The sequence below is a fragment of the Microbacterium sp. NPDC055455 genome (assembly GCF_053619935.1).
Genome location: NZ_JBSHLB010000008.1, coordinates 36,624 through 49,723 on the forward strand (window position 1 = coordinate 36,624; position 13,100 = coordinate 49,723).

Consider the following 13,100-nt stretch of genomic DNA (forward strand, 5'->3'; position numbering starts at 1 on the left):
CAGACCATGAAGTACATCCCCATGTGGCTCGGATTCTTCGTCGCCCTCATCATCATCGCCGGCATCGTCGTAGACGGTCAGGGCAAGACACAGACCTTCCAGCAGGCGCTCACCGTCGCCCAATCGGCAGCCAGAGCCGGAACCAACGCCGCCACCGGCAACTCCGTCAACGGCGACGCATTCAACCTCTCCATCCCCGCCGCGGTCAACGCCGCCGAAAACTACATCACCGCAGCAGGTGCCACAGGCACCGTCACCGTCAACGGCAACGAGGTCTTCGTCACCGTCGACATGACCTACACGCCACGTATCCTCGGCTCAATCGGCCTCGGCCCACTGCCTGTTCAAGCAACCGGATCCGCAGTACTCATCGACGACTAGGAACAACGCATGAAGACCACCCGGAAGACCGCCGCGATCACCCTCATGGTCGCCGCCGCCCTCGCGATGGCCGCGTGCACCCCCACCGCGCCGACCGACCCCACGACATCCCCCACAGCCTCGCCCACGGCGACAAGCACTCCCACCCCCACCCCAGAAGCAGCGCCTACTCAGAGCCCGGTGTCTGCACCCACTACGCAGCAGGAAGCGATCACCGGCGCCAGCAACACGATTCAGCAGTATCTCGCCGCGTCGTTCGCTCTAGCGCAGAATCCTGACCTCGGTGAGTCGTATCTAGACGGGTTCCTAGTGCAGGGGTCGCCTCAGGCGAAAGTCATTCGTGACACCGTAGCTCACAACATCGAGATCGGCCTTCGGCAGACCGGGTCGCCCACAACCTGGAAAACCAACGACGCCATGTCGTATGCATCGCAGTCGACGAACGCGGCAACTGGCGAGAAGTTCGAGTTTGGGGCGGCCATTATCTATGGCTGTGCAGACAACACCAGTTGGACATTTGAGGTGCCAGAGGGGCAGGTGGCGCCCGAGATCCCGAGGGGATCTTTCCCGAATCAGTACACGCTCATCTATGAGCAGACAGCTCAAGTTTGGCTGATCCAGGAGAACGTCTCGCTGCGTGACCAAGACGGGGCTCCGACATGTTGAGAGCCGCTCGTAGATCGCGCACAGCGGCCGGGCTACTGGCGGTTGTAGGCGTCGTTCTGACCATACTGGTCATGACCTCATCACCTGCCGCGGCCAATGATTGCAGGTACAACGACGTTGGCGAGTGGGTCTGTGACGTTGAGGTCGGACAGCCGGGCACCCCAGGCACTCCTGGCGGAGGCGGAGGAACCGCTCCCGCTGATTTTACTCCCGGGCCGACGTCGTGCATCTGGGACGGAGTACCCGGCTCTGAAGAGCCGGAGCTGCAGACGAAGGAACTTCCATGCTCATCGGGGGATGGCTATTGGTCGAACGAACGCCAGTGCTATTGGTCGATCGACGATCCTCAGCGTCCTGCACCGAACGGAAAGAGTAGGAACGTCGGCGCCTATTACAGCTGCGACCCACACGTGCCAAATGCGTCCTTCTGCGGCACGGTCCTGGCGTGCTACGGCATCTCGACCTGGCTGGACGCTCCTCCTCCGGGCATCACTCGCTATACGCCGGCGCAGGCGGCCGGCATGCTCGTGCGCACGTTCGTGCTCCAGCCGATCACGATCGGGATGGCTCCGGAGAGCAAGGTCCACACCGACGACCCTGCCGGCACCGCGGCGTATCGGCGCACGTGGGTCGGCATCCCGGTCTGGCTGTGGGTCGACAGCACCTCAGAGAGCACGTGGGGGCCTCTCACCCGGACGGCGACCTATGGCGGCGTCACCGTTACCGCGACCGCGCAGGTGCAATCTCTGACCTGGTCGTCGGGCGACGGGCAGACGGTCAACTGCGGTGTCGGCACGCCGTTCAACGCAGCGGCCATGGCCGATCAGCTGGCAGTCGACTCCCCGACCTGCGGGTTCCGGTATCAGCGAACATCCGGCTCCGGCACGTTCACCGTTTCGGCGTCGACTACCTGGGTCGTGCAGTGGAACGGTGGCGGGGAGAACGGCACGATCGCGATGCCCACGACCACCTCGAGCGCGCAGGTTCGGGTGGGCGAGCTCCAGTCTGTCAACACCGCCAACTACGGTGACTGAACAGCCTGGCTGATCGGAAGGGCAATAGCGTGATCAAACTGCTGCGAGGCTTGGGCTCTCTGATCGTCATCGGTGCGCTGCTCGTCGGTGTACCGATTGCGCTGGTGACCATCGCCGGGAACCCGCTGCCCTCACCTGAACAGTGGCAGGCGATCTTCACCCTCACCCCCGATTACGGGTGGGTCATCACCACGACGAAGGTCCTTCCGCTGCTTTGTTGGATCGCGTGGGCTGCGTTCGCCGGTCCTCTGCTGGTCGAGATCTTCGCAGGCATCGCGGGACGTCCGACTCGCAAGAGGGTGGGAGTGTTCCGAGGCCAGCAGCGGGTGGCTGCCTCGCTGGTCGCTGCGGTCGCGGTCATGCTCACCGGCTTTGGAGCGATTGGTACCACTACTCCGGCGGCCGCGGCGGACTTCTCTCAGTCCGTTTCTGTCTCCACGGTTGCTACGGCGCCCGCGCAGAGCAGCCCAGCTCCATCAGTTGCAACGACAACTCCCGAGACGGCCGCACCGATTGCGGCGGAATCGCCAGCGCCGGCCTTCGTGTACACGACGGTGTCCCACGCAGTTGTCCGCGGCGACACGCTGTGGGATCTCGCGGAGAACTACTACGGCGACGGTCGGCGCTACCCGGAGATCTTCGAGGCGAATAGGGGAGTGGTGCAGTCGGATGGTCGCGCCCTCAGCGACCCGGATCTGATCATCACGGGATGGACGCTCGCAGTCCCTAATGTCCAGGTCGAGCAGGCTCCGCCGTCGCCGGCACCCGAGCTTCCCCCGTCGGGCACAGATGACTCTACGAGCTCTGATTCACTCGATGAGGGCACGGACACGGGGGCAGATGCAGGCGGAGCTGGCGCGGATTCTGCCGGCGGCGCCGGCGGTGCGGGAGCAGGAGCGGGAGCAGGAGCAGGTAGTCAGTCAGACTCCTCGGCGAGTGACACCTCGGCGTCCACTGAGGAAGCCTCCACGTCCAACACCGACGTCAACGAGGCAGATGACGCGGAGTCCTTGATCCCGCTCGCGACCGCTGGCGGCGCTGTCGGGCTGCTTCTGGCGGGTCTACTCGCCGCGATTGGGACGAGGCGACTACGGCAGCGCCGGCAGCGCGCGGCCGGCGAGCGTATCGCGATGCCCGAGCAGGCCGCGGCCGACCTCGAGCTGGAAATGCGACTGGTTGAGAACCCGATCGGCGTCGAGGACATCGACAACGCGCTGCGCGGGCTCCAGGAATGGGCGGAGAACACGGGATCGGTTCTGCCGGAGCTGCTCGCAGTTCGCCTCGCTGATGATGAGATCGCCGTCTACCTGACACAACCGGCCGACCTCCCCGAGCCGTTCGAACCTGCCCACCCCGACCGCACGGCCTGGGTGGTCCGCCCGGGACGAGCAACACCGCCGACTCGACCGACCGTCTCCCCATACCCGGCCCTGACGACAATCGGCACCGACGACGCCGGAGGGGTCCTCCTTCTCGACCTGGAACAGATCGGCTCTCTCAACGTCGTCGGTGACGCGGAGACCGCACGTGGAGTGCTCACAGCGATCGCCGTCGAGCTCGCCGTCAATCCGTGGTCCGATCAGATCCAGGTAACCCTGGTGGGGATGCCACACGGACTCGCGCACGAGATCGGCACATTCCGCATCCAACACGTCGACGACGTACCGGCATTGCTCCGCAACCTTCGCGCTGACATGGACGACCGCCGCGCCGCCCTCGACAGCTACGGCGTCGACGACGTACACCAAGCCCGGGTCCGCGCCACGGAGATGGAGTCGTGGGCACCGCACATCGTCATCCTCGGCGAAGAGCCAGCAGAGCATCTCCGCGCCGAGCTCGCCGAACTGGTAGCACGCATGCCCCGCCTCGGCATCGCGACGGTCGCCAGCGGCGACGCCATCGCCGCCGGCTCGACCGTCGTCATCACGGACCGAACCACGGCCGAGTACCGGTCCGGCGGCCAGCTGCCGCCGCTGCCCTTCCACCCGCAGATCCTGGCGGGTGAAGAGCTGGAACTCATCCAGAACCTCTTCGACACCACGACACGCGAGTCGATCCCGGCTGACCTTCCCATCGAGAATCACATCGACGAGCGGCCTCCCTTGGAAGAGCAGACGGCCGCTCCCGAAGCCACGGAGACCGCTGGCGAGCTCGCCGAGGAGACAGAGACCCCTGTCGCCGAGATACCCACCGTGAACACTCCTGCCGAGGAGGTCGCGGTCGGCTCGGTCGACGAGACCGCTGTAGAACCCGACCTCTCCAGCGAGGAACCCGCATCCGGGTCGGCATCTTCCGACGTCGACGACGCGGCAAGCCTTCCCGAGCCAGATGCGGCTACCGCCGTCGATTCGACCTCCAGCGTCAGCGTCGAGCCTGCCACCGAGGGGCTGGACCCTGCGGCGACCGTTCAGGCGCCGGAATGGCCCGCACCCTACGTCCGACTGCTCGGCACGATCGACGTGCTCAACGTCGCAGATGCCGACAGCCTCCCGGGCCGTGGCGTCGAGATGATGGCCTACCTGCTGCTGCACAACGGCCAGGTTCCCGGTGCCCAGCTGCAGAAGGCGTTCTGGCCGGATAAGTACGAGCCGTCGAATAACAACGCGCGCCAGCTGGCCAAGCATCTGAGGAACGCTCTCGGCAGCGACCCTGAGGGGCACAAGCTGCTCCCCGAGGGTCGTAACGACGTCGGGTTCCGGATCCACCCGGCCATCCGGAGTGACTGGGATGACTTCCGCGAGCTCATCGGACCGGACCTCAAGGTCACTCCGAACGAGGACCTCATTGCCGCTATCCGTCTCGTCCGCGGCCAGCCCTTGACCCCGGCCCGCAATCGTCGCGGATGGTGGGTGTGGCGCTCGTTGCTCGAGGAGCAGATGATCGCCGCGGTGCTGGATGCCGCTGACGAGCTCGCCCACCGGGCACTTCGCCATGGAGAGATCGATCAGGCGCGGTTCGCGGCGCGTATCGCCCAATCAGCCGATCCGCTCAACGAAGCCGGATGGCGCCTCGAGTTGGAGGCGGCCATGCGCGCAGGCAGCGCAACAGAGTTCTCCCGTGTCGTCGACGAACTCTACGCACGTCCCGGGGGTGGCGATCCTGACTACGAGCTCGACGAGGCGACCCAACGACTTATCGACGCTGCGCAGACGAAGCTCGCGGGAACCCGATGACCGTGGTGGAGGCTGCTCCCTCGACTAGAGGGCGAGCGGCGGGCGTCTACGTGACGGCGACCGCGGGCGGGCTCATCCTCGCGTCGATCGCATACCTCAACGTCCAGATCTACGCCTGGGTCGCGCTGGCTTGCTTCGCAGCTGCCGCTGCAACCATTGCCGCGGTGGACGTGCGGACCCGTCTCCTGCCCAATCGCTTCACTGGTCCACTCGTCGTCGCCGCAGCTGTACAGGTGGCGGCGATGAGCGTGCAGCAGATGGATCTCTGGATCGCCATCGGTGCGGTGATCGCAGCGGCCGTGGTGTTCGCCGCCTACGTAGCGATGGGCATGGCGGGCTGGTTCGGTTTCGGTGACGCCAAGTTCGCGGCAGGGCTGGCGCTCTTCGCAGGGATCTTCGCGGGCTGGTTCGCGATTTACGCCGTGCCGCTGGCTGTACTTCTCAGCGGTGCGGAACGAGCGATCAGGCTCGCTCGAGGTGGAGATCGCCGCGCTCACGCGCATGGTCCCGCGATCGCGATCGCTGCGATCGCGGTGGCGGCGATCGGCATCGTCACCTGAGTTTGTCGAGCGAGGCTGCCGGCTTCCACCCCTTGTAGGGGAAGGGAGTTCTGATGTCCCGCAACGGAAACCTTATCGAATATAACCCGTCCTGTCGTATGATGGGGCCATGGACATGATGGTTGTGGAGGAGGTGATCAGGATGACCACTACTACCCCACTCGAGCTCGCTCAGCAGTACAGCGAGGGCGAGATCTCGCGTTCGCAGCTGCTCGAGGTGCTGGCGGTGTACCCATACGCGCCACGAGAGCGCATCGCGCCGCCGTTCGACGACCCGGTGATGACGACGCCCGGCTCGTTCGAGGAGATCGGCTCGGCGCTGGCCTGCGACTTCATCGACGACGAGCTCTACGACGAGATCGCGGATGCCGTGAGGGAGCACAACGGTGGCCGCCTTCCCTGATCACATCGACTTCGAGGGCCGCAGACTGCTGCTCGAGCAGCTGGGCGCCCCAGGTGGTCCGCTCGCAGATGACACCGCAAGTTCCACGATTCACAACTCGACCTGGTTCGAGGAGGGCATTCAACCCTCTACTCAGCGGAAGGCCGTGCACCGAGAGATCCGCAACACGTTCCGCGCCCAACGTCCCAATGTGAAGCGTGAGCGTCGCGCGATCGTTCTCGCCGGGCCACCCGGCGCCGGCAAGTCCTCCGCCCGGAAAAAGCTCATCGCTGACATGGGTTCCTCCGACGAGGACTGGCGGGATCTGAACGCGGACGACTTCAAGGATCAGCTGCTCCTGCGAGCGGCCAGAGACGGATCGATCGACCGCGAGCTCGCTCCGCCGGGAACGGAGGCTCTGACCCCGCGAGAACGCGCCTCCCTCGTGCACGAAGAGTCCTCTTTGCTGATGAAGCAGGAGCGGGATCGTGCGATCCTGCGCGGAGAGAACATCATCCTCGACGGGACGCTCGCGAACGAGCCCAAAGCCTTCGCGATGCTCGAGGTGCTGCACAAGCGCGGATACGCCGTCGACATCATCGTCGTCGACGGGCCGAAGCCCGTCACGAAAGCACGGGCGGAGTACCGGTGGCGCAGCGAACACATCGAGAGCCTCAAGCCCGACGCCACAGCGACCGAGCAGCTCGGAGGTCGAGCCGTTCCTCCCGGCTTCATCGACAAGCTGTACGAAAACGATGAGCAGTCGATCTGCTCCGGGATCGCCAAGCGTGTAGCCGAGGCGAACTCGAACGTGGTCAGCTTCCAGCGGTACGCCGTCGACAAACCGGAGGCCGCTCCCGAGCTGGTCGAGAAGTACTCCGGCAAGCGAGACGACGGACGTTGGTCGCGAAAGTGGGCCCTCCGACGGGCTGCACCCCCGCTCGAGATCTCGGAAGCACCTGCCGTCCATTCACCCTCTGCATCTCCTGCTGCCATCGCATCGTCTACCGAAGCCGGAGGGGACGGTCACACCTGGGTCCAGGCGCACACCCGCAACGGCCGCGAAATCGAGGGCCACTACCGAAAGCCACCGTCACCGCGGCGGTGAGCCGCTGTCGGCAATGTGAAATGGGAGGCTGAGCAAGTGAGCGAACTGGAACCGAGCGACTACGCGACGACTCTCGAGGAACTCAAGGGTCGTGTACACGCCGCCCGGCTGCGGGTACAGCGCAGAGCCAACAACGAGTTGCTGCAGCTGTGGTGGCACGTCGGCCAGACCATTCGCACGCGGCGATCCCAGGAGGCCTGGGGCACGAACGTTCTCGACCGGCTCGCAAGAGATCTTCGCACCGAGTTCCCCACGATGAAGGGCTTCTCGACCGCCAATCTGCGGTACATGAGGCGCTTCGCCGAGGCATGGCCCGATCTCGATGCAATTCGCCAACGACCCGTTGGCGAATTGCCGTGGGGTCATGTCATCGAGCTGCTCGACAAGCTCGACGACCAACAGCAGCGGGACTGGTACGCCGCGAAAGACGCCCATCACGGGTGGAGCCGCCCGGTCCTCGCACATCAAATCACCACGAAGCTGCACGAGCGAGAAGCGGCCGCGCCGACGAACTTCGCCGGCGCGCTCGAACGGATCGACTCAGACCAGGCGCAGGAGCTCACGAAAGACCCGTACGCGCTGCAATTCCTCGCCGTCGACGGCGATGCCTCTGAACGCGAACTCGAGCAACGCATGGTCGACCGGATCCTCGACACAATGCAAGAGCTTGGACCCGGGTTCGCGTTCGTCGGCCGCCAAGTTCACTTCGACATCGAAGGCGACGACTTCTACGTCGACCTGCTGTTCTTTCACGTCGAGCAACTTCGCTACATCGTCATCGAGCTCAAGACCACGAAGTTCGACCCTCGCGACGCCGGCCAGCTCGGGTTCTACGTCGCGGTCGTCGACGACCGCTTGCGAATCCATGACAAGCACCAGCCGACCGTCGGCATCCTGCTCGTCGCCGGCAAGAACGACACGGTCGTCCGCTATGCGCTCGCGTCGACGACGCAGCCGGTCGCTGTGAGCCGATACGAGCTCACCGAGGATGCGCAGCAGGCGCTTCCGGACGAGGAAACCATCGCCCGCGCCTTCGCGGACGAGCTCGCGCGCGACGTCGACGAGGGTGACGCCGGGGAGTAGGCGCCGGTGGACGTCGCGAGGAACGCCGCGGGTGATCTCGTCACCCTCGAGCAAGTGCGCGGCCAGGCGGTGATTCCCACCCTGTGGTGCCCCGGTGGGCTTCCAGGCGGTGAGGAGTGCGGCGCCGAGGTCTGGACGACCGCGTTGCACAGCACGAAGAAGGCGGCCGCGTTCGCAGCGCACCACGGCGAGGGCTGCGATGAGGGCTCCATCCGGTCCAAAGACCGCCGCGGCGACGCCGGCCATCAGTACGAGCAGGGACCACGGCCGACGCGCTGGCGGATGCGGCTCGGTGTCGCCGAGCCGTCTGCAGGACCGGATGGTCGTCGTCGTCCGGATCCGAACCGACCCGGGCAGCTGACACGCCGCTTCCGCACCGAACAGGCACAAGATCAGACCGACATTGCCGATCAACGATCCTTCTCCACGATGCTGGTCAACCTGGTCGCCGGCACGATGCCTCCGGGCCTCGAGCTCGTCCTTGGCGCCCAGGACCCAGTGGCGGCCGACAGCGTCATCGTCCATGCCCGGGACGCGTCGATCGCGGCATGCCTCAACACCGACCTCATCATCTGGGGACGGGTCGCCGGCTACACCCACACCAGGTGGGAGGGGCTGATGATCCGGCTCAACGGAGCCGCCGATCAGGTTGCGATCCTCGTCGACAAGCAGAACCTCAACCGGCTCCACATCACCGACGCAGACGCTCTCATAGGGCGGCACGTCATCGCCTACGGCCGGTACACACTCCCTGAGGGGTCGAGGAGACCGCACGTCCGCGCCACACGCGCAACCGTCGCATTCAACCCACGTGTGATCCGTCGGCGCCACTGACTTTCGGGCCCGAAGTGCCCAGTCGTACGCGTCGCATTACCGCGTACGCCGGCCGTCAGCCGATGAGCAGCAACCGGATATGTCCACTTTCGCTGTCGTAGTCCACCCCTTGTAGGTAGGAGAGCTCCTTCTCCGCTTGCACAACCGGCCAATGCTCTGCTTACATTTATAAAAGTAAGTTAGTCGAGAAGGGATGGATGATGGAACGCACTGCGGTTTGCCCGCCCGACCACAAGCACGGTGCCACGCCGACCTGCTACCGCGTCCACCGATGCAGCTGCGCGCCCTGCTGCGCGGCGAACACCAAGCGGTGCTACGAGCGCAAGAAGCTGATCGCCTACGGCAGGTACGACTCCGGCATGTCGTCGACGGCGCCCGTCAAGCTGCACATCGGGATCCTCCTCAAGCACGGCATGACCGTCACGGCGATCGCCGCGGCTGCCGGCGTCAGCACCGACACCATCCGCGCTATCTGGTTCGGCAGCAAGCGCAAGGACGGTCCCGGACGCGGGGCACCGCCCGCGCGGATCCACCGGACCACCGCCGAGCGGATCACCGGTGTGCAGCCGGACCTCAGCACGCTGCCTCCTGACGTCAAGGTGTCCTCTCGGGGCATGCGGCGGCGCATCCAGGCTCTGGGAGTGCTCGGCTGGGCGCAGACGCGGCTGGCGCGTCGCCTCGGGATCACGCAGTCGCGCATGGCACGCATCCTCACCACTGATGGCGAGATCCCCGTCGAGCTACACATGGCCGCGGCATCGCTCTTCGAGGAGCTGTGGAACGTAAGACCGCCCCACGAGACGCGATACGACCGCGCCGTCTACACGGGAGCGCTCGACTACGCCCGGCGGCTGGGATGGCTACCGGCAATGGCGTGGGACGACATCGACAACGACGACGAGCCGGCCGTCGAAGACTCCGAGCCAGTCATCGACGAAGTCGCCGTCGCCCTGGCACTCAACGGTGAGCGCGTCCGTATGACGCGGGAAGAGCGTCACCTCGCCATCCACCGCGCGCGCGAGCTCGGCTACAGCCTCGAGGAGACTGCTCAGTTGCTCGGCGTGACGTCGCGGACCGTCCTGCGGGTGCAGCACGTTTCTGACGAGCTCGTGGCCGACCAGAGGATGGCTGCCTGATGAGCCGCACCCTCGACATGATCGAACGCGTCGACCATGGCACGCCCGCGGGGTACATCGGCGGGTGCAAGAGCCGGGGCGGCTGTCCCAACCACAACTCCCGGAAGCTGCTGACGTGCTACGAGGCTGCCCGAGCGCATGGCCGGTACTACCCTCTTGCGAAGCTTGAGCTGACGATCGAGATCACCCGTGCCATGGTCAGGCTGGCTCGCCGCTCCGATTCGGCCGGCATCCGTGATCTGCTGGAGGCGCAGTCCCAGGACGTCCAACGCGGTGAGTACTCCGTGACAGCCTGGCCCGGTCTTGGCGCGGAGGGTTTCGCTCGGCCCATCGTCGCCGCCGGCGCTGGTGGCGAGGTGCAGCCATGACTCTGGTCGTGAACGCGCATCCGGCAAACCAGCCAGGCCCTCTGCGCAGAATCTTCATCGCGGGATGGGGGCTGCGCCAGGCGTTCCTGCCCGTGGTCGCTGCGGGCGTGTTTGATCTCTCTGCGGGCGGCTCTGCCTGGCCGTGGCTGGTCGTGGCGGGGGTAGGCAGCAAGATCCTCGGGACACTCCTTCAGCGCCGAGCTTGGACACTCTCTTCGGCGGCCAGTGAGATTAGCCCGCCGCTTAGGGACGCGCCCTCCGCTTTGCTGCTCGCCTCCGAGATCCTCGCGCAGGTGGTCACAGCCGTGCTCGTGTTCGCGCTTGCACTGTGGTCTTCGCTCTTCGGCATGCTGGTCGGCATCCTGTTCGCCGCCGCGCTGCTCGGCCACTCTGCCGCCGATGCGGCCACTCGATTTCTGCGAGTCGGCGGAACGCTTCAACAGTTCATGATTGCTCGCATCGTTGTTGCGGCTGTGCTGGTGGTCGTCAGCTTGACGCCCGCCTTGCTCGCCGCCCAGACAGGGGCAGCTGTGGCATCCGCAGCTCTCGCGGTGGGCACGGTCGTCGGCATCACCGGCATGCTCACCGTCTTCAGTCGCGTGGGTCGCTCGAAGTGGGGTTCATGATGCGAGCGCATCCGACCGCGTACACGGTGTACCTCGAGTCGCCGCAGACGGCGATCGTGCCGCTTCCGCCGCTCCTGATCGGCGCGGATCTCATCGTTCGGTCCGGGATGCCGCACCGCTGCCTACCGAAACTTCTCGGCTTCGCTGACCCGTCGACGGGGATCATCAGAGTCTGGGCGCGTGACCTTGCCGAAGCTGCCGAATCCGTCGCGGGAACCCGCCCCGTCTTGCTAGTAGACCGGCGAATCTGGCGGCATCCCTGTGCAGTGAAGGACGTAACGATCCGGATGCACGCGACGGCGGTCGCCTCATACTCAGGATCCTCCTCATGACGAGCACCGAACACGCACCAGCGATAGAGCACTTCTACGTGCCAGGCGGCGTCGGCCGCTGGGGCTGTGGGTGCGGCGCCCGCGGGCGGGTGACCAACTCTGCTGGCGATGTCGCCGGCGCATTCGACGCACACATTCAGAAGGTGCTCCGCGCTGCTCGCGCGAACGCAGCCTCCGGTTGACCAGGGAGATCTCGTCCATGCAGTTCACCGTCACCATCACTGGGTCCGAAGGAACGTCCTCCACGATCCTTACGGCTCAAGAGCTCGAGCGGACCGAGACGGTCGGGAGCCTTGTCACGCGAGCACAGTATGGGTCGATCCTCATCGAGCGAGTGTGAGATCTGGGATGCGCAGGGAGGGGCGACGGATGAGAGTGCGGCTGATGACGGGACGGCAGTTGAAGGCGCACCTGCTGGTGGCGAGTGCTTTCGCTGCGTCGGCCGGTGAACGGGATGCGCTGGGTGAGTCCGCCTACCGGATATACAACGCGGTGCTATTTGTGCGGGAGCTGCCTGCTCTGCAGGCGGCCGCGGACGAGTGGGCCCGCACGCTTCGGGAGCACCCCCGCCGCGCACTGTGGGTGCGGACGCCGCGATTCGCGTTGGCCGTGCCATTGCCGGCCCGTAGGCCGCGCCGCATCGTCATCACCGCGCTTCAGTGACATCCACCTGATGTCTGAGCTGGTTGGCAGTCTCAGCGCAACGAGAATAGGAAGGAGGACACCACATGGCCACCACGGTTTACACCAAGCCCGCGTGCGTGCAGTGCACCGCGACCTATCGGGCGCTAGATGCGAAGGGGATCGAGTACGAAGTTCACGACCTCTCGCAGGACGTTGACGCGCTCGAGCAGGTGAAGGCGCTTGGGTATCTGCAGGCGCCCGTCGTCATCACCGACGAAGATCACTGGTCGGGATTCCGGCCAGACAAGATCGACGAGCTCGCTGCTCGTCTCGCCTGATGCGGTTGAACGGCTGAGAGACCCAACATCCGGGACCTCTCAGCCGTTCTCCGTCGCCTTGCTTACCGCCCACAGGCGGACCAAGGTGTCGCGTACGTGGGCGTTCGACTCCAGGAGCAACCTCACGCGGCTAACGTGAGCTGCGGTCGCTTCGGCGCCCATCAAAGCGCGGACCTGCGCGCTCTCTGCTGCCCAGACGGCGAGCTCGTCGAGGCTGATGTCGACGGTGGCGACCACCTCAGCCTGCTGAGTCCATCTCACGGTCTGCTTAGTCATGTCAGTCTCCGCGGAAGAACCCCACTGCCGCGACGATGAGTAGCCACACCAAACCCGCCGCCAGCCCTGTCAAAATGATCCGGTCGAGGATCGGTGCCACCACGATCCCCAAGAGCCCTGCACCAGTGACCAGGGCGAGAACGGCGACTACAGATAACTGCACTGACAAGCGGTGGCGG

15 protein-coding genes are annotated in these 13,100 nt (G+C 65.5%); 14 read left to right on the top strand and 1 reads right to left on the bottom strand.

The window, feature by feature from the left end; all coding sequences use genetic code 11:
* Positions 1–6: 6 nt before the first annotated feature.
* From ACWGUG_RS16850 to nrdH, 14 genes are all read left to right on the top strand, one after another.
* On the top strand, positions 7–381 hold the full coding sequence (locus tag ACWGUG_RS16850) for a DUF3060 domain-containing protein (RefSeq protein ID WP_075807116.1): 375 nt from the start codon (positions 7–9) through the stop codon (positions 379–381).
* Positions 382–390: 9 nt separating this feature from the next.
* Positions 391–1,047: a hypothetical protein gene (locus ACWGUG_RS16855; protein ID WP_376127349.1), complete on the top strand. Its 657-nt coding sequence runs from the start codon at positions 391–393 to the stop codon at positions 1,045–1,047.
* A 410-nt stretch (positions 1,048–1,457) separates the two neighbouring features.
* Complete coding sequence (locus ACWGUG_RS16860; RefSeq protein WP_376127351.1) at positions 1,458–2,081, top strand: hypothetical protein; 624 nt, start codon at positions 1,458–1,460, stop codon at positions 2,079–2,081.
* Positions 2,082–2,110: 29 nt separating this feature from the next.
* Complete coding sequence (locus ACWGUG_RS16865) at positions 2,111–5,254, top strand: hypothetical protein (RefSeq protein ID WP_452325337.1); 3,144 nt, start codon at positions 2,111–2,113, stop codon at positions 5,252–5,254.
* A complete protein-coding gene (locus tag ACWGUG_RS16870) occupies positions 5,251–5,814 on the top strand; it encodes a prepilin peptidase (RefSeq protein WP_376127355.1) in 564 nt (187 codons plus the stop codon). The genes ACWGUG_RS16865 and ACWGUG_RS16870 overlap by 4 nt, the downstream gene beginning before the upstream one ends.
* Positions 5,815–5,923: 109 nt before the next feature.
* The gene (locus ACWGUG_RS16875) at positions 5,924–6,217 is read left to right on the top strand and encodes a hypothetical protein (protein ID WP_452325338.1); all 294 of its coding nucleotides are present in this window, start codon (positions 5,924–5,926) and stop codon (positions 6,215–6,217) included.
* Positions 6,201–7,304, top strand: coding sequence for a zeta toxin family protein (locus ACWGUG_RS16880; protein WP_452325339.1), 1,104 nt, complete (start codon positions 6,201–6,203; stop codon positions 7,302–7,304). Before ACWGUG_RS16875 ends, ACWGUG_RS16880 begins: the two co-directional genes overlap by 17 nt.
* Before the next feature lie 36 nt (positions 7,305–7,340).
* On the top strand, positions 7,341–8,387 hold the full coding sequence (locus ACWGUG_RS16885) for a PDDEXK nuclease domain-containing protein (RefSeq protein ID WP_376127361.1): 1,047 nt from the start codon (positions 7,341–7,343) through the stop codon (positions 8,385–8,387).
* A gap of 6 nt (positions 8,388–8,393) precedes the next feature.
* Positions 8,394–9,221, top strand: coding sequence for a hypothetical protein (locus tag ACWGUG_RS16890; RefSeq protein WP_376127363.1), 828 nt, complete (start codon positions 8,394–8,396; stop codon positions 9,219–9,221).
* 197 nt (positions 9,222–9,418) lie between these two features.
* On the top strand, positions 9,419–10,357 hold the full coding sequence (locus ACWGUG_RS16895) for a hypothetical protein (protein ID WP_376127364.1): 939 nt from the start codon (positions 9,419–9,421) through the stop codon (positions 10,355–10,357).
* A complete protein-coding gene (locus ACWGUG_RS16900) occupies positions 10,357–10,725 on the top strand; it encodes a hypothetical protein (RefSeq protein ID WP_376127366.1) in 369 nt (122 codons plus the stop codon). Before ACWGUG_RS16895 ends, ACWGUG_RS16900 begins: the two co-directional genes overlap by 1 nt.
* A complete protein-coding gene (locus tag ACWGUG_RS16905) occupies positions 10,722–11,351 on the top strand; it encodes a hypothetical protein (RefSeq protein ID WP_376127368.1) in 630 nt (209 codons plus the stop codon). The genes ACWGUG_RS16900 and ACWGUG_RS16905 overlap by 4 nt, the downstream gene beginning before the upstream one ends.
* 716 nt (positions 11,352–12,067) lie before the next feature.
* On the top strand, positions 12,068–12,346 hold the full coding sequence (locus ACWGUG_RS16910; RefSeq protein WP_376127369.1) for a hypothetical protein: 279 nt from the start codon (positions 12,068–12,070) through the stop codon (positions 12,344–12,346).
* 65 nt (positions 12,347–12,411) lie between these two features.
* Entirely contained in the window at positions 12,412–12,645 is a 234-nt protein-coding gene (gene nrdH / locus ACWGUG_RS16915; protein WP_071044856.1) for a glutaredoxin-like protein NrdH, read from the top strand.
* Positions 12,646–12,684: 39 nt separating this feature from the next.
* Here the strand turns inward: nrdH and ACWGUG_RS16920 are convergent, their stop codons facing one another.
* The gene (locus ACWGUG_RS16920) at positions 12,685–12,921 is read right to left on the bottom strand and encodes a hypothetical protein (RefSeq protein WP_376127372.1); all 237 of its coding nucleotides are present in this window, start codon (positions 12,919–12,921) and stop codon (positions 12,685–12,687) included.
* Between the last annotated feature and the right edge of the window lie 179 nt (positions 12,922–13,100).

Coding starts and splice junctions, on each gene's coding strand:
- nrdH (WP_071044856.1), top strand. CDS start 12,412: ATGGCCACCACGGTTTACACCAAGCCCGCGTGCGTGCAGTGCACCGCG.
- ACWGUG_RS16875 (WP_452325338.1), top strand. CDS start 5,924: ATGGACATGATGGTTGTGGAGGAGGTGATCAGGATGACCACTACTACC.
- ACWGUG_RS16855 (WP_376127349.1), top strand. CDS start 391: ATGAAGACCACCCGGAAGACCGCCGCGATCACCCTCATGGTCGCCGCC.
- ACWGUG_RS16920 (WP_376127372.1), bottom strand. CDS start 12,921: ATGACTAAGCAGACCGTGAGATGGACTCAGCAGGCTGAGGTGGTCGCC.
- ACWGUG_RS16870 (WP_376127355.1), top strand. CDS start 5,251: ATGACCGTGGTGGAGGCTGCTCCCTCGACTAGAGGGCGAGCGGCGGGC.
- ACWGUG_RS16895 (WP_376127364.1), top strand. CDS start 9,419: ATGATGGAACGCACTGCGGTTTGCCCGCCCGACCACAAGCACGGTGCC.
- ACWGUG_RS16900 (WP_376127366.1), top strand. CDS start 10,357: ATGAGCCGCACCCTCGACATGATCGAACGCGTCGACCATGGCACGCCC.
- ACWGUG_RS16905 (WP_376127368.1), top strand. CDS start 10,722: ATGACTCTGGTCGTGAACGCGCATCCGGCAAACCAGCCAGGCCCTCTG.
- ACWGUG_RS16910 (WP_376127369.1), top strand. CDS start 12,068: ATGACGGGACGGCAGTTGAAGGCGCACCTGCTGGTGGCGAGTGCTTTC.
- ACWGUG_RS16850 (WP_075807116.1), top strand. CDS start 7: ATGAAGTACATCCCCATGTGGCTCGGATTCTTCGTCGCCCTCATCATC.